The organism is Arthrobacter sp. SE2, assembly GCF_058244265.1.
In genome coordinates, this window is the sequence record NZ_JBZAYA010000010.1 from 41323 (window position 1) to 57640 (window position 16318).

At 65.8% G+C, this 16318-nt stretch carries 17 protein-coding genes; 12 read left to right on the top strand and 5 right to left on the bottom strand.

The window, feature by feature from the left end; all coding sequences use genetic code 11:
- The first annotated feature begins 19 nt into the window (after nucleotides 1–19).
- From AC4CS3_RS14710 to AC4CS3_RS14720, 3 genes are read left to right on the top strand one after another with little or no spacing between them, the layout of a single operon-like run.
- Nucleotides 20–997 (top strand): nucleoside hydrolase, encoded by a 978-nt coding sequence (locus tag AC4CS3_RS14710; protein WP_490784084.1) that lies wholly within the window; start codon nucleotides 20–22, stop codon nucleotides 995–997.
- 11 nt (nucleotides 998–1008) lie between these two features.
- A complete protein-coding gene (locus tag AC4CS3_RS14715; RefSeq protein WP_490784085.1) occupies nucleotides 1009–1518 on the top strand; it encodes a nucleoside deaminase in 510 nt (169 codons plus the stop codon).
- Nucleotides 1519–1564: 46 nt separating this feature from the next.
- Entirely contained in the window at nucleotides 1565–2404 is an 840-nt protein-coding gene (locus AC4CS3_RS14720; protein WP_490784086.1) for a PfkB family carbohydrate kinase, read from the top strand.
- On the opposite strand, the gene AC4CS3_RS14725 is transcribed toward AC4CS3_RS14720, so the two are convergent.
- Nucleotides 2401–3066, bottom strand: a complete 666-nt coding sequence (locus AC4CS3_RS14725; RefSeq protein ID WP_441414439.1) for a TetR/AcrR family transcriptional regulator — start codon at nucleotides 3064–3066, stop codon at nucleotides 2401–2403. The genes AC4CS3_RS14720 and AC4CS3_RS14725 overlap by 4 nt on opposite strands.
- An 83-nt stretch (nucleotides 3067–3149) precedes the next feature.
- Between AC4CS3_RS14725 and AC4CS3_RS14730 the strand changes: the two genes are divergently transcribed.
- Nucleotides 3150–4196, top strand: a complete 1047-nt coding sequence (locus AC4CS3_RS14730) for an agmatine deiminase family protein (protein WP_490784087.1) — start codon at nucleotides 3150–3152, stop codon at nucleotides 4194–4196.
- Nucleotides 4193–5914, top strand: coding sequence for an amidase (locus AC4CS3_RS14735; RefSeq protein WP_490784088.1), 1722 nt, complete (start codon nucleotides 4193–4195; stop codon nucleotides 5912–5914). Before AC4CS3_RS14730 ends, AC4CS3_RS14735 begins: the two co-directional genes overlap by 4 nt.
- Nucleotides 5915–5918: 4 nt before the next feature.
- Here AC4CS3_RS14735 and AC4CS3_RS14740 read toward each other — a convergent pair whose 3' ends face one another.
- From AC4CS3_RS14740 to AC4CS3_RS14750, 3 genes are all read right to left on the bottom strand, one after another.
- Nucleotides 5919–6290, bottom strand: a complete 372-nt coding sequence (locus AC4CS3_RS14740) for a sec-independent translocase (protein WP_490784089.1) — start codon at nucleotides 6288–6290, stop codon at nucleotides 5919–5921.
- Between the two features lie 47 nt (nucleotides 6291–6337).
- Complete coding sequence (locus AC4CS3_RS14745) at nucleotides 6338–6868, bottom strand: hypothetical protein (protein ID WP_490784090.1); 531 nt, start codon at nucleotides 6866–6868, stop codon at nucleotides 6338–6340.
- Between the two features lie 121 nt (nucleotides 6869–6989).
- Nucleotides 6990–7592 (bottom strand): cadmium resistance transporter, encoded by a 603-nt coding sequence (locus AC4CS3_RS14750; RefSeq protein WP_490784091.1) that lies wholly within the window; start codon nucleotides 7590–7592, stop codon nucleotides 6990–6992.
- A gap of 86 nt (nucleotides 7593–7678) precedes the next feature.
- On the opposite strand from AC4CS3_RS14750, the gene AC4CS3_RS14755 reads away from it, so the two are divergent.
- Complete coding sequence (locus tag AC4CS3_RS14755; protein ID WP_490784092.1) at nucleotides 7679–8524, top strand: phosphotransferase; 846 nt, start codon at nucleotides 7679–7681, stop codon at nucleotides 8522–8524.
- Nucleotides 8525–8531: 7 nt separating this feature from the next.
- Here the strand turns inward: AC4CS3_RS14755 and AC4CS3_RS14760 are convergent, their stop codons facing one another.
- Nucleotides 8532–8723 carry a hypothetical protein gene (locus tag AC4CS3_RS14760; RefSeq protein WP_490784093.1) on the bottom strand — a complete coding sequence of 64 codons (192 nt, stop codon included), beginning with the start codon at nucleotides 8721–8723 and terminating at the stop codon, nucleotides 8532–8534.
- 190 nt (nucleotides 8724–8913) lie between these two features.
- Between AC4CS3_RS14760 and AC4CS3_RS14765 the strand changes: the two genes are divergently transcribed.
- The 6 genes from AC4CS3_RS14765 (at nucleotide 8914) to AC4CS3_RS14790 (ending at nucleotide 16303) form a co-directional block, all read left to right on the top strand.
- Complete coding sequence (locus AC4CS3_RS14765) at nucleotides 8914–9741, top strand: ATP-binding cassette domain-containing protein (protein ID WP_490784094.1); 828 nt, start codon at nucleotides 8914–8916, stop codon at nucleotides 9739–9741.
- Complete coding sequence (locus AC4CS3_RS14770; protein ID WP_490784095.1) at nucleotides 9738–10568, top strand: ABC transporter ATP-binding protein; 831 nt, start codon at nucleotides 9738–9740, stop codon at nucleotides 10566–10568. Before AC4CS3_RS14765 ends, AC4CS3_RS14770 begins: the two co-directional genes overlap by 4 nt.
- Before the next feature lie 34 nt (nucleotides 10569–10602).
- A complete protein-coding gene (locus AC4CS3_RS14775) occupies nucleotides 10603–12129 on the top strand; it encodes an ABC transporter substrate-binding protein (protein ID WP_490784096.1) in 1527 nt (508 codons plus the stop codon).
- Complete coding sequence (locus AC4CS3_RS14780) at nucleotides 12129–13874, top strand: ABC transporter permease subunit (RefSeq protein WP_490784097.1); 1746 nt, start codon at nucleotides 12129–12131, stop codon at nucleotides 13872–13874. Before AC4CS3_RS14775 ends, AC4CS3_RS14780 begins: the two co-directional genes overlap by 1 nt.
- Nucleotides 13875–14027: 153 nt before the next feature.
- Nucleotides 14028–14684, top strand: coding sequence for a DnaE2-dependent mutagenesis accessory factor ImuA' (gene imuA', locus AC4CS3_RS14785; protein ID WP_490784098.1), 657 nt, complete (start codon nucleotides 14028–14030; stop codon nucleotides 14682–14684).
- On the top strand, nucleotides 14681–16303 hold the full coding sequence (locus AC4CS3_RS14790) for a DNA polymerase Y family protein (protein WP_490784099.1): 1623 nt from the start codon (nucleotides 14681–14683) through the stop codon (nucleotides 16301–16303). Before imuA' ends, AC4CS3_RS14790 begins: the two co-directional genes overlap by 4 nt.
- Nucleotides 16304–16318 lie beyond the last annotated feature (15 nt).

Here is a 16318-nt window from a genome sequence, read left to right on the forward strand (position 1 = left end):
CAACCCACAAAGGAGCTCCATGACCACCACCACACCGCAGCCGTTCTACCTCGATTGCGATACCGGCATCGACGATTCCCTGGCAATCGCTTATCTCCTGGCGAGCCCCGAGGTGGAGCTGGCCGGGATCGGAACCGTCAGCGGCAACGTCAGCGCCGCGGTCGGCGCCGTCAACACATTGAACCTGCTGCACGCTGCCGGAAGGGCCGGGATCCCGGTTGCCGTGGGTGCCCACGATCCCCTCGTGGGCACGTTCGACGGCGGGGCGCCGCACGTTCACGGCGAGAACGGCATCGGCGGGGTCGCGTTGGAAGACTCGGGAGTGTTGTCGGAATCAGAGACAGCCGCGGAGATGCTGGTGCGGCTCGCCAACGAGCACCCGGGTGAATTGCGCGTCATCGCCGTCGGTCCGCTCACCAATCTGGCCCTCGCGCTGCAACTGGACCCGAAGCTCCCGTCGCTCATCCGCGATGTCACGGTCATGGGCGGAGCCGCGTTTGTGCCGGGTAACATCAGCCCAGTCGCCGAGGCTAACATCTTCAATGACGCCGAAGCAGCCGCCGTGGTGATGGAAGCCGGTTGGCCGGTCACGATGGTTCCCTTGGACGTCACCATGAACCACCGCTTCGATGAAACCCATCGCGCGGCGCTCGCGACTGCCGGACATCCGGTGGCCAGCGCACTGTCGGGCATGCTCGTCCAGTACTTCGCCTTTTACAACACGATTTTCGGTGAACATTGCGCCGCCCTCCACGATCCGCTGGCAGCGGCCATCGCCGTCGGTGCCCTCGAGCTCGACGACGCCCCGTACGTCGGAATTTCCGTGGACACGAGCACGGGTGCGGCTAGTGGCAAGACTCGCTGCGAGCTGCTCGACGGCGGAGCCGCCGGCGCGCGGGAGGTGCCGGAGCGGGCGTCCCGGGTTGTGCTGTCCGTCAAGGGCGACGCCGCTGCGCACCTTCTGGAGCGGATCCTGTCCTTGCCGGCGGCGAACTGAAGGGGCTTTTGATGAACACTTCCGAAGACACTGCTTCCCACGGCGCCGAGCCCAGCCAGGCCGACCTCGAACTGCTGGACCGCGCCATTTCCCTCGCGAGGGCAGCCCGGGACCGCGGCGACCACCCGTTCGGCGCACTTCTGTTGGCGCCGGACGGAACAATTGTGGAAGCGATGAACACCGTCAACACGGAACACGATCCCACCGGTCATGCCGAGACCAATCTGGTCCGCCTGAGCGCCAGGAAGCTCGATGCCGGCGCATTGGCCGCCAGTACGCTGTACACGAGCACCGAACCGTGCGCCATGTGCACCGGGGCAATCTATTGGGCGGGAATCGGACGCGTGGTCTATGCCTTGTCCGAGAAGGACCTTGCCTCGATTGTCACCGAGCAGTCCGGCGTGCCCACTCTTGACCTGCCCTGCCGCGAAGTCCTTGCCCATGGCGGGAGTAGCGTCACCGTGACGGGTCCCGTTCCGCTTCCGGAGGCAACAGAGGTCCACCGTGGCTTCTGGCACTAGACCGGAACCCCGACACCGCAATCCAGCACCACCAAAAGGACAACTCATGCCCATCCCCAGCACGCTCACTGTTCTCGGCAGCCTCAACGTCGATCTCACGTGCCGCGTCCACCGCCTGCCCTCCCCCGGCGAAACCATCGGCGGCGGCACCCTCACCCGTCAGCCCGGCGGAAAGGGAGGCAACCAGGCCGCGGCTGCTGCACGGCTGGCCGGGGCTGCCCGCATGGTGGGCGCCGTCGGAGCGGATCCGGATGGCCGGTTTCTGACGGAGGCCCTGGACCGGGCAGGGGTCGACATTTCGGCAGTGGAGCAGGTTTCCGCGCCGACGGGGACGGCGTTGATCGTGATTGACAGCGAGGGCGAAAACCAAATCGCCGTGGCTCCGGGAGCCAACGCGGTGGTTTCGCTGGATCGCGCCGATTTCTCCGATGGCGGGCCAGTGCTCGCGCAGCTTGAAATCGCCGTAGACGCCGTCCTGGAAGCCGCGCGCCGCACCACCGGGTTCTTCGCCCTCAATGCGGCTCCGGCACAGGCACTCCCGGCAGGATTTCTGGAACGCTGTGACCTGGTGATCGTCAACGAGTCGGAGTACGAACTCATCCCCGAGCTCCGGAGCGCCGAACGCGTGGCCGTCACATACGGCGCAGGCGGCGCGTCGATGTACACACAAGGGGTCAGGACCGCCCATGCCCCCGCAGCCAAGACGAGCGTCGTCAACAGCGTGGGGGCCGGTGACGCCTTCTGTGCGGCGCTCGTGTTGGCACTCGCGTCGGGCCTGGATGAGGAAAGCAGCCTCGCGGCCGCCTGCGCGGTGGGGGCCGCCGCCGTCGCGAGCGAGCTTTCCCAACCGGAGTTCGAGCGGCTGGAACACTATCTGGGGATCTAAGAATCCGAGCTTGAGATCCGCCCGAGGTGCTGGACACCGCCCGGCACCAGCGAACCGCGGGCCGCACCTACCATGCCTTCTACGGCGCGGGCGAGGTGCGTACCGCGGTCGCTGACGCCGTCCCAGCGCACCAGGGCCTGGGCATTCAGTCCGTCCACCATGCCCAGGATCTGCCAGGCGACAGACGGAGCATCGAACGTATCGAACTCACCGGCGTCGATCCCCGCTTCGACCACTCGCTGCACCACGGCCTGCCATGCATCCATCTGCTCACGGACGCAGGCTGCGAGCGCCTCGTTCCGACGCCCCAGGGTCCACGCCTCCACCCAGATTGCAGTGACATCGAGCCGGCTGACGTCCATAAGCGTTTCGAGGAGCATCCCGAGCTGTTCCAAGGGAGTCGGCTGCTTCTCCAGAAGGCCCGCAACCTCCTCGGTCTCCGCCGCCACGATGGTCGAAAAGATGCCCGCCACCAAGGCCTCCGCATTGGGCTGGTAATGCGCGACGAGGCCTGAGGCCACCCCTACCCGCGCTGCCACGTTGCGCAGCGTAATGGCGGAAAGCCCCTGTTCAAGCGCTATTTCCTTGGCAGCCTCGGCTATTTCGGCCGCGCGTTCGGCCGGCGTCTTCCGCGCAGCGCGTTTCTGTATGGTGCTTGACATCACACAACAGTCTAAAGTAGTTTTCTTGTTGTTGATCATGCGATCAATAAGAATTTTCACCTCACAACACAGAGGAGACTTCCATGGCCTGGAGAATGCCAGCCGAAACTGCACCCCACGAGCGCACCTGGATGGCGTTCCCCCGCACTGGCCTGACCTTGGGCGACGACGCAGCTTCGGCCGAAGAAGCGTACGCGGCCTGGACCGCCGTCGCGCATGCAGTGTCCGAGTTCGAGCCCGTCACTATGGTGGTCGACCCCAGCGAACGGGACCGGGCCAGCCGCATGCTCGGCGCCGGAATCGAACAGCTTGAGGCTCCGCTCGACGAATTCTGGATGCGCGACGTCGGACCCACCTTCGTCGTCGACGACGAGCGTCCCGGCGTGCTCGGCGCGGTCGACTGGATCTTCAACGGCTGGGGCGCGCCGGCCTGGTCCGAATGGGAGAAGAGCGCCGGCATGGCCCGCCTTGTCGCCGAAGAGTCCGGGGCGGAACTGGTCACTTCGCTGCTCGTCAACGAAGGCGGCGCCATCCACGTCGATGGTGAAGGCACCGTCCTTGTCACCGAAACCGTCCAGCTGGATCCTCGCCGAAACGCTTACGCCGACAAGGCACGCGTCGAAGCGGAACTGTCGCGCACGCTGGGCACTACCCGCGCGGTGTGGGTACCGCGGGGCCTCACTCGTGACTACGAGGACCTCGGCACACGCGGTCACATCGACATGGTGGCCACGCTTCCCTCCCCCGGCCGGGTCCTGCTGCACTCGCAGACCAACCCAGGTCACCCCGATTTCGAGGTCAGCCGCACCCTGCAGCGGTTCTTCGAAACCCAGAAGGACGCCGCAGGCAAGCCGTTCGAGATCACCCTGCTTCCCGCGCCTGAGACCCTCCGCGACGAGGAAGGCTTCGTCGATTGGAGCTACGTCAACCACCTCGTGGTCAACGGCGGCGTGATTGCGTGTGGCTATGGCGAAGAGCGAGCCGACGCGCTGGCCGCGGAAATCCTGGCCGAGGCATACCCGGGCCGCCGCGTCGTCACAGTGGATGCCCGGCCGATCCTCGCCCGGGGCGGAGGAATCCACTGCATCACGCAACAGCAGCCCAAACTCACCAGTCAGGCCGCGCGATGAGCCGCTTCGACGTCGTCGAGGCCTCCATTGCGCAGTTGCGTGCAGCACTGGAAGCCGGTGAGGTGACCAGCGAGGAACTCACCCAGGCGTACCTGGACCGCATCGACGCCTACGACCGCAACGGCATCACGTTGAACGCAATGGTGGTTATGAACCCCGAAGCGCTCGCAGATGCCCGGGCCTCCGACGAACGCCGGGCAAGCGGCACCACCCACGGGCCCCTCGACGGCATTCCGTACACCGCCAAGGACAGCTACCTGGCCAAAGGGCTCACGGCCGCCGCGGGCTCCCCCGCGTTCGAAAACCTCATCGCCCAACGCGATGCCTTCACCATCGAACGCCTCCGCGCGGCAGGCGCCGTGCTCATCGGACTGACCAACATGCCGCCCATGGCCAACGGCGGCATGCAGCGCGGGGTCTACGGACGCGCCGAGAGCCCCTACAACGGCGACTTCCTCACCGCGGCTTTCGGCTCCGGCTCCTCGAACGGCTCGGGAACCGCGACCGCGGCGAGCTTCGGAGCCTTCGGCCTGGGCGAGGAGACCTGGTCCAGTGGCCGCGCACCGGCGTCGAACAATGCCTTGTGCGCGTACACGCCCTCGCGCGGCGTCATCTCGGTGCGCGGCAACTGGCCACTGGTCCCCACCATGGACGTCGTGGTGCCTCACACCCGGTCCATGGCAGACCTGCTGGAACTGCTCGATGTCATCGTTGCCGACGACGCCGAAACCCGCGGCGACTTCTGGCGCGCGCAGCCTTGGGTCCGGATCCCGGCCGCGTCCCGGGTGCGTCCGGCTTCCTATCCGGCGCTGGCACCGTCCGACGTCGACGGCGCCCGCTCGGCTTTGGAGGGCAAGCGCTTCGGGATACCGGCCATGTACATCAACGCAGACCCCGACGCCGGCACCAGCGAAACTCCCGGCATCGGCGGACCCACCGGCCAACGAATCCAGACGCGCGATTCCGTGATGGAACTGTGGGAGGCTGCCCGTCGCGACCTCGAAGCCGCGGGTGCCGACGTGGTCTTGGTGGACTTCCCCGTGGTTTCCAACTACGAAGGCGACCGCCCGGGAGCGCCCACCATCGCCAGCCGTGGACTGGTCAGCCCGGAGTTTCTGAAGCGGGAAATCGTCGATCTCTCGGCCTGGGCCTGGGACGACTTCCTCGCAGCCAACGGCGATCCGGCACTAAACAGGCTGGCCGACGTCGACGGCACGGCGATCTTCCCGCACCCCGACGGCGCCCTCCCGGACCGCTATGACGGGTTCGACGACGACATCGCCGACTACCCGGCACATATCCGCGCACACGCGGTCGCCTCCCTTACCGACATCCCGCACCTCGAAGAAGGCCTGCGCGGACTCGAAGCGACCCGGCGAGTGGACCTTGAGGAATGGATGGACGGCCTCGGCCTGGATGCGGTCATCTTCCCCGCCGCCGCCGACGTCGGACCAGCCGACATGGACGTCAACGAATCCTCAGCCGACCTCGGCTGGCGCAACGGCGTCTGGGTAGCCAACGGCAACCTCGTCCCCCGGCACCTGGGGATCCCGACAGTCACCGTACCGATGGGAACCATGAGCGATATCGGCATGCCCGTCGGACTCACATTCGCCGGCCGCGCCTACGACGACACCGCACTGCTCGCACTGGCCGCGGCTTTTGAAGCAACAGGCGAGCGCCGCACAAGTCCCCCGCGCACACCGCGCCTCGACTGACGAATCAGGTGGACTCGTCGTCGAAAGGGGCCTTCTGCCCGGCCGCCAACCGAACAACCGGGCGGGCAGGAGGCTGGACCGGAGGCTGCGCCTGGGTTGGGACGACCGGCTCAGTGAGCGGCTCGTCCTCCAGGAGGGCTTCGCGGATAATGCGGCGAGGATCGTATTGGCGTGGGTCCATTTTCCGCCAATCGATGTCCTCGAATTCCGGGCCGAGCTCCTGGCGAAGCTTTTCCTGCGCGCCGGAGGCCATGCGCCGCAGTTCGCGGATAAGCCGCCCCAGCTTCCTCGCATACTCCGGAAGCTTGGTCGGTCCAAGGACCAAAACGGCAATAATCAGGAGAAGGGCTACCTTCTCGACCGAAATATCGATCATGGCTCCATTCTAAATCCACCACCCGGTCGCTCCGGGCGGCACCGGGCTTAGGAGATCGCGTACAACGCTACGGCAAGTCCAGCTGCCATCAGCGCCTCGCGGACACCTTTCAATCGGGGAACGGCGTGCGATTTGCTCTCAGCTGGCATCGCGAACGTGCCCAACAGCCAACCCGTGGCGGCGAAGAGCATGAGGATCGCGCTCATGATGTCGGCAAGGATGATGCCCAGTTGGTGTCCTGGATGATCCGACACCGATCCAGCTCCACTCGACGCAGAGAGCAGCACCCAGCCTGAAATGGCCGCCACCGCTGCGCCATAGATCGCCGACCATCGCCCTGTCCCCGCTGTCCCCGCTGTCCGTGGGCCTTGGTACACGATCCTGACCACGAACAAGAGGAAGACAAGGCCAATCGCAGCTCCGAGCGGGACCACACCAAGCGGAGCCCACCCGAGCCCTGCCGCCGCCATTGCGGCGGCCAATATCCCGGCTGCGGCGGCGTCAATCCGGGCCGCGACACTCTTGGCCCGGAAGATGGCTCCGAACCCCAACACGGCCGCTGCCCCGAAAAGCAGCACCAGAGCGCCTACAACAAACGAACCTCGGAACATATCCTGCCAATCCTCCTGCGCGCTTCCGGATGAAACCCACCCGCAGTCATATCAGTTCCGCATGGGAGAACCCTGCATGCTGCGAAGATCAGCGCTGGAACAGCAGCGCAATGACTCCGGAGCGGACAATGATGGTGGCCCCGAGCGCGACGTAGACCACAGGAATCACCCATTCTCCAGCCCGGCGGCAGAGCGCGGCTACGGTCGGGTGCGCTGTCAGCCAGTAGCCGGCGGCGCACCACACTGCCACCATCACCGCAAAAGTCAGACCCGTCACCACCGAAGCAGCCTGTGCCAGCGAGCGGAACAGCGGAATGTAGACGGAGATGTTGTCTCCACCGTTGGCTACCGTCACGGCGACAACCACGGGCACGGTCAGCGACCGGGGCTTCGGTGGATCTCCGGGCGGGCGGGCAATCCTGAGCAAGGCGTAACAGCCCAAAGCAAACGGGACCAGACCGAGGAAACCCACCCACTCCACCGGGACGGGGTTGAGCGCCAATGCCGCTGCGGCCGCCACCCCGGTCAGTATTCCGATGCCGATGTATTGGCCTACCCAAATTCGCCAGAGTCTTGGCACCGGGCGCGTCCTGGCTGACAAGAAAAGAACGGACAGGACCAGAAGGTCATCAAGGTTTGTCGCCGCAAAGGCTCCGGCCGCTGTCAGTACGGTGCCGCCCAGATCTTCCATCGTTGATGACACTACCGCTTGGAGACTCGAGCTGGCCCGGACCACACCGGCTGGCGCCAGCGGCCCCGCCGTGGCAGCATCGGACGATGACTGCAGATACCCGTCCGTACGTCGAGCCCGGGCAGCCGGAACTTGCCGTTCCGCTACTCGGCGGAGACGTGACGGAGGGGCTCGTCCGGGTCGGCGACACAGTGCGGCGCCCTGTAGGCGACGCTTCGCAACGGGTCCGCCGTCTCCTGGATTTCCTGCAATCGGCCGGATTCCAGGGAGCGCCCCGCTTCCTGGGCATCGACGGACGCGGCAGGGACACCCTGAGTTTCGTTCCCGGGGACACCGCCGGCCGCCCCTGGCCACGCTGGGTCGCCGACGAATCGAGCGCCATCAGCGTCGCGCGCCTGGTCCGGAGCTACGATGACGCCGTGCAGCCGCTGGGCGTACCCTCTTGGGCACGCGCGGGCGACGATGACGATCCGCAGGGGTGCCCTAGCTCGATCGCGGGACCGGCAACATTCCTCGCCCACATGGACATCACCCCGGAGAATGTCGTGTTCCGGGACGGTACCGCGGTAGCCCTGATCGACTTCGATTTGGTGCGCCCGGCAACCCGCGCGGAAGAAATCGCGAACTTGCTGCTCTGGTGGGGCGCCTGGATGCCCGTCACGGACCGTGATCCCGTCATGCGCGACGTCGACGCCGCCTCCCGGGCTGACGTGCTGGTGGACGCCTATGGCCTGGGTCCGGTTGATCGCGCCAAGGTAGTCGACGTGGCCCTGAACGCCGCCGAGCGCTCCTGGCATTTGATGCGGCGCAGGGCGCTTACCCAGGGCGGCGGGTGGAAACGGATGTGGGACGAAGGCGTCGGTGACAAGATTCTTCGCCGCCGAGCGTGGCTGGCCGAAAACGCGGCAATTCTCCACGCCGCGATAACGTGACCTGGCCTTAATCGTCGTCGAGGTGGCGCAGGAGGAAAGGAGGGGCCGCGCGCATAGTCCGGAGATCGCCGTCGCTGGCTGCTTGCTCCCCGAGGTAGTCTCCATGGTTCCCCGGCACGATCATCAGGCGGCTCCCCGGAATGGCACGGACCATCTGCACCCCGTGCTCGGGCTTGATCACATCACGGTCGCCAAGCAATACGAGAGTCGAAGCCGTGATGGAGCCGTTGTGTGCGTAGCCATGCTCAAAGTCCCCGCCCCCACCCTAACCGCCGGCTGTAGCCACTTGGCAAGAGCGTGGGGAACTCAACGCGTCTCAATATTTCGCTTAATGAGAATGAGTATTGATAGCATCAGTATTCTCGTCGCTCCTAACATGAAAGTCCCCCATGCACCCTGCCCTCCTGGTCCGAGATTTGAGGGTGTCCCTCCGGGGGCGCGCCCTGATTGACGGAGTCAGCTTCGCTATTGACCCGGGTCAAAGACTGGCACTTCTCGGAGCCTCGGGTTCAGGCAAGTCCCTAACCGCGGCCGCGCTCCTCGGACAGCTTCCACACACGATGACTGCTTCAGGGCGGTTGCAGATCAACGGAGTGGACGTGCCGTTGTCCAATGGGCGAAGGCGTCGCGCCGGAATCACCGCAATCCATCAGGACCCGATGTCAGCGCTCAATCCCTTGGTACGCCTGGGCAGACAGCTGGAGATCCCGCTGCGGCATGCCGGCCATTCGGCCTCCATCGCACGGCAACAGGCACTTGAGCTGCTCGCGTCGGTGGGGATAGAAGAAGCCGAGCGGACCATGCAAAGCTTCAGCGGCGAATTGTCGGGCGGTCAGCTGCAACGGGTCTGCATCGCCCTCGCCCTGGCCTGCCGTAGCGCCGTCCTGGTGGCGGATGAACCGACTACCGCACTGGACATGGTCAGCCAGGCGAAGGTCCTCGATGCCTTGTCCTTGTATTCGGAATCGACCCATTCCGAATCCGCGCATTCCACGTCCGGGCATTCCACGCCCACCGGCGCGATGTTGTTCATCACTCATGACCTCCCTGTGGCTGCGGCCTTTTGCCACCAGGCCCTTGTCCTGGGTTCCGGCCGGATCATCGAAGCCGGATCGATGGAGTCCCTCGTGGAACGACCCACGCACCGGTACACGAAGCAGTTGGTGGAAGCCGCCCATGTCGGCACTGATTCCCTTCGCACGGAAGCCGCATCATGAATGCAGTATTGAGCGCCGACAATCTGGGCCTCAGCTACCCGGGCAGGGGGCTCCTGAAGAAACGGCCATCCCGGCCGGCCCTGCAGGACGTTTCCCTCAGCATTGCCACTGGCGGCAGCATCGGCTTGGTGGGTGGCTCGGGCGCCGGAAAATCCACTCTCCTGCGGATCTTGCTCGCTTTGGAGAAGCCAAATGCCGGAACCGTCACGTTCAATAACACTCCGGTTGTGCCCGGTCCGGCCTCGTCCTTGAGATGGTACCGCCGCGCGGTGCAATACATCCCGCAGAACCCGGCGGCGAGCCTCGACCCGGGCATGAACGTGGAGCGCCTTCTCCTGGAACCCCTGAGGCAACTGCGCGTTGACGGCGACCACCGGGGGATGATCCTGAATGCCCTGCAACGGGTAGATCTCGATCCGGGCATGCTCACCCGTCGGCCCCGGGAACTCTCCGGCGGGCAAAACCAGCGCGTGGCCATTGCACGGGCATTGGTCCCCGCGCCGAGCATCCTCCTGGCAGACGAGCCGGTCAGCGGGCTCGATCTTCCCCTCAGGAACACGGTCTTGGACCTCATGGAACAGCTGGTCCAAGGGGACGGCCTCGGGCTCCTATTCGTCTCGCACGACTTGTCCGCCGTCGCCCGCCTGTGCTCCGAGACCCTGGTCCTCTCCGGGGGTCGCGTGGTGGAACGCGGGCCGACCGCAGCCGTGTATGCCAATCCACAGACCCGGGAAGCCAAGGAGCTCGTAACCTCCGCGGCACTCATGCACCGTTTCCTTCCGGCACCCCTCCCTGCGCCGTACCCGCAACAAGTCCACCCCGCCTAAATCCACTCGCACCCACGAAAGAAGGCATCCATCCATGGCTATTCCACGTCCAAAAGCAGTTGCCGCGATACTCCTCTCCTCCGCAATGGCCGCCATACTGAGCGCCTGCTTCGCCCAAGGCAACACTCCAGCTGGCAGCAGTATCGACTCCCGAATCAAGGTAGCCATGTTGCAGCCACCCCGTTCCGGACTCACTCCCCTGAGCGACGACGCCTTCAAACTCTCACGGTGGAAGACCGCCGAGACGCTGATTGTCCTCGATACCCTCGGCGATGCCCAGCCATCGCTTTCAACAGCTTGGAAGCAACTGGACAGCAGGAACTGGCGCTTCGAACTCCGCGCAGGCGTGAAATTCCATGACGGAACGCCTCTCACGGCCGGGCAAGTGGCGGCATCGTTGACGGCGGCTGCCAGCGCAAAGCCCAAGCCACGGATCCTCGACGGCGTGCAGCTGAGCGTCCGCACGGACGGCGGGAACGCCGTCGTCGTCACCACCCAGACGGACGACCCGCTGGTTCCGCAGCGGCTTTCCAGCCCGCAGCTTTCCATCCTCGCCGCGTCCGCCTACAAGCCCGGCGGGGTCGTCAGCCCCATCAACGCCGGAACTGGCCCCTACGTCCTTGCATCCGCGGACGGCACCAGCTCGGCAACACTCAACCGCTTCGCCGACTATTGGGGCGAGAAAGCAGCGAGCAGCGGCGTCGACGTCCAATACGTTCCCGACGGCACAGCGCGTGCAGCCGCGCTGAGGGCCGGAACTGCCGACGTCGTGGAGGCCATTCCCGTGGGCCAGGTCGCCCAGATCAAGGCGGACTTGATTCATGAAGTCCCCATGCCCCGCACCAATACCCTCTACCTGAACACCAAGGCGGGTCCTTTCGCGGATCCGTCGGTCCGGGCAGCGGCACGCACCTCGGTCGAACGGGCCACCATTGTCGACCGGGTCTACGAGGGACGGGCGGACATCGCCGAAGGCCTTCTGGGCCCGGCTCTCCCTTGGGCGGCCAAGGAGCGGCACAACACCCCATACGTTGAAGCCCTGAAGAAGCGGGCGGAAGCGGCACCCGCCAATGGCCGCCGCATCAAACTCGGCACGTTCACGGACCGGGCCGAACTGCCCGAGGTCGCCGTGCAGCTTGAGCAGCAGCTCGAAGCCGCCGGCTTCATCGTGGAGCAGGAAGTCCGCGAGTACCAGCACATCGAGGCAGACGCCCTGGCCGGCAAGTTCGATGCCTTCATCCTGTCCCGCGCGACGGTCCTCGACTCCGGCGACCCCGTCGCCTACATGTTCAGCGACTTCTCCTGCAAAGGCTCGTTCAACATCTCCCAGTTCTGCGATCCGGAGGTGGACGCAGCACTGAGCAAGGCCGCAGCCATTCCGGCAGGCCCGGAGCGCCGGGCGGCAATTGCCGCCGCCGAGGCGCTGATCCTCTCGAAGGATGCGGCCGTGCCGCTCCTGCACGAGCGCGTCATCCAAGGCGAATCAGCCAGGATCCGCAACGTAGAACGTGATCCCCGCGAGCGCGCCCTGATCACCAGCAAGACAGGAATCGCCGACTGATGCGGGGCCCGGCGTTCGTCAAAACCGCGGCTTCCCGAGCCGTGGCACTCTTCGCTATCGTTCTGCTGATCGGGCTCTTGCCATGGCTTTCGGGACAAAGCCCGGAGTACACCATCCTGCGGGCCCGGTACGCCGACCGGGAAGCGACTGATGAAACGCTGGGCATGATCCGCGCGGAGCTCGGACTTGATCGAGGACCGGTGCACATCTTCCTCGACTGGGCCGGAGGCCTTTTGCGCGGGGACATGGGGAATTCCTGGATTACCAACACACCTGTTGGCCCCGGCACCGTGGAAACCCTGGGAGTCTCCGTCACCCTGATGGCGTGCGCCGTAGCCGTCGCAATGGTGGTGGCCACCGCGCTGTGCGTTCCGTCCGTGATGCGCGGGCTCGCCGGAAACCCCGGGCGGGGCTCCGGCGTCGTGGCCGCGGCCATGACTGCGCTCCCCGAGTTCCTCCTCGCGGCGATGCTCCTTGTCGTCGGTGCGGTGTGGCTGGGCTGGTTCCCGCCGTATGGCTGGCAGGGCCTGGACCACGCGGTGTTGCCGGCGCTCGCCCTCGGCCTGCCCGCCGGCGGGCTCATCGGGCGGCTTCTTTCCGACGCCATCAGCCTGGCGTTCGCCGAAAAATGGGTGGCCACCTGGGCGATGGCCGGAGCAAGCCGCGCCCGGCTCACCGCGGCGGTGCTCCGCCGGGCCCTGCCATCGGTGATGAGCCAGATCGGACTTGTCCTCATTGGCCTTACCGGCGGGGCGGTTGCCGTGGAGAGAGTCTTCGCGATTCCGGGCTTGGGCCGCGCGGTCCTGGGCGCGGCGAGCGCCCAGGACATACCCGCGCTGCAGGCAGGAGTGCTGGCCCTCCTCATGTTGGCCGTCGTGGCAGGTTCCCTCAGCGCCGCGGCCCGATACCTTCTCATGGGAGCGGCGCTGCGCTCGGGGACGGTTCCGGTCCCGGACTCGCCGGGAAGATCACGACGGCGGGATGCCGCGGTTCCGCTCGTTGCGGCAGGAGCGTTGATGCTCATCGTCGTCGCGGGATTGCTTCGCGACCCATTCACCTCGAGCCATGCGCGGCTTGCCGGCCCGGGCTTCGAGCTGCCCTTCGGGGCCGACGCGAGCGGACGGGACATTCTTGCCAGGGTGGGGCACGGTGCCGTGTCCACGCTGGGAACGGCTCTGCTCGTGGTGCTGGCTTGCCTTGTGATCGGGATCGTCGTCGGGCTCTTCCCGCTCGCGGCGACCGGTCCCCTTGAAGTAGCCAACGCCGCTCCGCCCATCCTGGCCGGCCTGATCGTTGCCGTGGTGACCGGGCCGTCTGCCGAAGGTGCGGCGATAGCCGTCACCCTGGTCAGTTGGGCACCCCTCGCCGCCCACACGGCGGCCTTGGCGCAGGAGGCCAGGGCCCAGCCCCACGTGAAGATCCTTCCGGTCCTGGGCGTGGGAAGGGTCCGCATCCTCTGGCGCTACATCCTCCCGGCCATCCTTGGCCCGGTGTTCAGGCATTCGATGCTCCGGGTACCGGGAATCGCGCTCGCCTTGGCTGCTTTGGGGTTCCTCGGCCTCGGCCCCCACCAGCCGTCGCCCGAGTGGGGCCTTATCCTCGCCGAGGGTATCAACTACGTGGAGCGTGCCCCTTGGGCCGTTGCCGCCCCGGCCTCGGCGTTGATCCTCGCTTCGATCCTGGCCGTTTCGCTGTCGAGCGTGACGTGGTCGCGCTCGCAGGGGGCCTTAGCCCTCAACAACTGACCAGTTTCGCCCCTGACACTGCCCCGCCGACCCGGAACCACGCGCCCGGAAACAGGGAGTCCGCATCAAAAACAGTAGATCGTTGAGGAGGCCAACCTTCGAAGCGGATCCCGAGCAATTGACTCATTCGAATATATGTTCGAAAATTGAAGTATGTCATCCCGCCTGTCTTCCGCTTCGCCGGCTTCGCTGCGCGATGACTTGCAGGCGCAGATCCACCTCATGCAGGGCAAGCGCGGAAGCGAACGCTCCCTGCCCGTGCTCCCTTCACTTAGCAGGCTCCTGCCGGGCGGACTGCGCCCGGGAGCGGCTTACTCCATACAGGGATCCATGTCGCTGGCCATGGCATTATTGGCCGGACCATCACTGAATGGCTCGTGGTGCGGGGTAGCCGGACTACCTGACTTCGGGGTCGAGGCGGCAGCAGGGTTCGGCATTGCGCTCGACCGGCTGGTGCTGGTGCCTGACCCCGGGACCAGCTGGACGCAGGTGATCGCTGCCATGGCGGACGTGCTCTCGGTGGTCCTTGCGCGGGCTCCGGAAAGAGTCGCACCCGCTGAGGCTGCACGCTTGGGAGCCAGGCTCCGGGAGCGGAGTTCCGTCCTCCTTGTCATGGGACCCTGGCCGCAGAGTGAAGCCGTCTTGCAAGTGAATGGATATGAGTGGGCGGGGCTCGGACAGGGCCATGGACATCTCGAAAAACAGGAGCTCGAACTCGAAGTCGCCTTGAGGGGCAGTTCCCGCAGGGCTTCCGTGGATCTTGCGGACAGCGGCCCGGTGGATCTTTCCCGCCATCGGATGGGAGCATGATGCTGTTTCAGCTTGAAACCCCGGTGCGCGCGTTGGTTACGTGGTTCCCTGATTGGCCCCTTGTCGCCGCCCGCTTGGCAGATGCCCTGCCGTCTGATGTGCCTACGGCAGTCATAGCCAAAGGTGTCATAGCTGCTTGCTCCGCGGAAGCCCGGGCAGAGGGAGTAGTCCGGGGCTTGCGGCTAAGGGAAGCGCAGACCCGCTGCCCTGAGCTGGTGGTGTGTGCCGTTGATCCGGTGCGGGATACGAGGGAATTCGAGCCCGTGGTCTCGTCACTTGAGGAACGGACTCCTGGCGTGGAAGTGCTTCGCCCCGGACTATGCGCTATCCGGGCCAAGGGTGCCGCCAGATATTACGGCGGAGAGGAAGCGGCCGCCGGTGCTGTGCTTGAATCGGCGGACCGTCTCGCCGTGGAGGCTCGTGTGGGGATCGCCGATTCCGTGTTCGCCGCCGAGCAAGCAGCCCGGAGCACCAGCGAACTCTCTGCCGTTCTTGTGCTCCCGCCGGGTTCTTCCCGGGATTTCCTGGCTCCATTTCCGGTGGAAGTACTAGGGCAGCCGAAGCTGGCTTCCTTGCTCAAACGCCTTGGCGTCCTCACTTTGGGGAATTTCGCCAATCTTCCCGCCGCCGATGTCCGGTCCCGTTTCGGGGCTGCCGGAATCACTGCGCATGCCCTGGCAAGGGGCCAGGATCCCCGCAAGGTGATCCCCCGGACTCCCCCGCGGAAGCTGGATCAACAGGCAGAGTTCGAACCCGGCCTGGACCGGGTTGACCAACTCGCCTTCCAGCTCCGGGCCACGGCAGACGCCTTCGTGGCCGGGGTGCAGACTGAAGGCTTGGTTTGCACAGAGTTGAGGGTGCTGATCACTGACGAAGCAGGGAGCCGCTCGGAACGGACGTGGGGCCACCCCCGCCATTTCACAGCCAGCGACGTCGTGGACAGGGTGCGCTGGCAGCTTCAGTCACAGCCCCCCGCCCGCGCCACCGATAAAACAGTCGACGGCGGAATGCACGACGGCGGCATGGCTCGCGGCGGACTGTCGTCACCGGTCACGCGGGTCGAGTTCGTCCCCGTCCGCGTGGACTCCATCGCCCATCATGGGCGGGCGCTCTTTGGAGACGGAGCCGAGGAACAGATTCATCATGGACTCAGCCGGATCCAAAGCATGTTGGGGCATGAAGCTGTGGTAGTGCCTGCGGTCTCCGGAGGTCGCTTGCTGGCCGAGCGGCGCCGTTTGGTTCCTTGGGGAGATGCCTTGCCCGCGGGATCGGCAGCCCTGGCCACCAGGCCGTGGCCCGGAAAGATTCCAGACCCGCAGCCCGCCACGGTGTTCGCCTCCCTTATCCCTGTCCTGATGCTTGATGCGAACAAGGAAAAAGTCCGTACAGACCATCGTGGCGGATTGATTGCCCCGCCAATGTGGTTTTGTCCCGGTGGAGACCCTGCACGACGACGACTAGTAGCTCAGTGGGCAGGCCCCTGGCCGCTGCGGCAGAGATGGTGGGACGCCGACCACCGCCTTGAAGCGGACCGGTTCCAGCTTGTGGACGGAAACGGAGAGGCCTGGCTTCTTCTCCTGGACGAGCAGAACTGGTGGGCAGAGGCCCGCTACGACTGAACACCCGAGTCGAAC

Bases quoted from the DNA above. Each gene is read 5' to 3' on its own strand.
- AC4CS3_RS14780 (WP_490784097.1), top strand. From the start codon at position 12,129: ATGCGGGGCCCGGCGTTCGTCAAAACCGCGGCTTCCCGAGCCGTGGCA.
- AC4CS3_RS14710 (WP_490784084.1), top strand. From the start codon at position 20: ATGACCACCACCACACCGCAGCCGTTCTACCTCGATTGCGATACCGGC.
- AC4CS3_RS14775 (WP_490784096.1), top strand. From the start codon at position 10,603: ATGGCTATTCCACGTCCAAAAGCAGTTGCCGCGATACTCCTCTCCTCC.
- AC4CS3_RS14715 (WP_490784085.1), top strand. From the start codon at position 1,009: ATGAACACTTCCGAAGACACTGCTTCCCACGGCGCCGAGCCCAGCCAG.
- AC4CS3_RS14730 (WP_490784087.1), top strand. From the start codon at position 3,150: ATGGCCTGGAGAATGCCAGCCGAAACTGCACCCCACGAGCGCACCTGG.
- AC4CS3_RS14725 (WP_441414439.1), bottom strand. From the start codon at position 3,066: ATGTCAAGCACCATACAGAAACGCGCTGCGCGGAAGACGCCGGCCGAA.
- AC4CS3_RS14750 (WP_490784091.1), bottom strand. From the start codon at position 7,592: ATGGAAGATCTGGGCGGCACCGTACTGACAGCGGCCGGAGCCTTTGCG.
- AC4CS3_RS14765 (WP_490784094.1), top strand. From the start codon at position 8,914: ATGCACCCTGCCCTCCTGGTCCGAGATTTGAGGGTGTCCCTCCGGGGG.
- AC4CS3_RS14770 (WP_490784095.1), top strand. From the start codon at position 9,738: ATGAATGCAGTATTGAGCGCCGACAATCTGGGCCTCAGCTACCCGGGC.
- AC4CS3_RS14720 (WP_490784086.1), top strand. From the start codon at position 1,565: ATGCCCATCCCCAGCACGCTCACTGTTCTCGGCAGCCTCAACGTCGAT.
- AC4CS3_RS14790 (WP_490784099.1), top strand. From the start codon at position 14,681: ATGATGCTGTTTCAGCTTGAAACCCCGGTGCGCGCGTTGGTTACGTGG.
- AC4CS3_RS14755 (WP_490784092.1), top strand. From the start codon at position 7,679: ATGACTGCAGATACCCGTCCGTACGTCGAGCCCGGGCAGCCGGAACTT.
- imuA' (WP_490784098.1), top strand. From the start codon at position 14,028: ATGTCATCCCGCCTGTCTTCCGCTTCGCCGGCTTCGCTGCGCGATGAC.
- AC4CS3_RS14735 (WP_490784088.1), top strand. From the start codon at position 4,193: ATGAGCCGCTTCGACGTCGTCGAGGCCTCCATTGCGCAGTTGCGTGCA.
- AC4CS3_RS14740 (WP_490784089.1), bottom strand. From the start codon at position 6,290: ATGATCGATATTTCGGTCGAGAAGGTAGCCCTTCTCCTGATTATTGCC.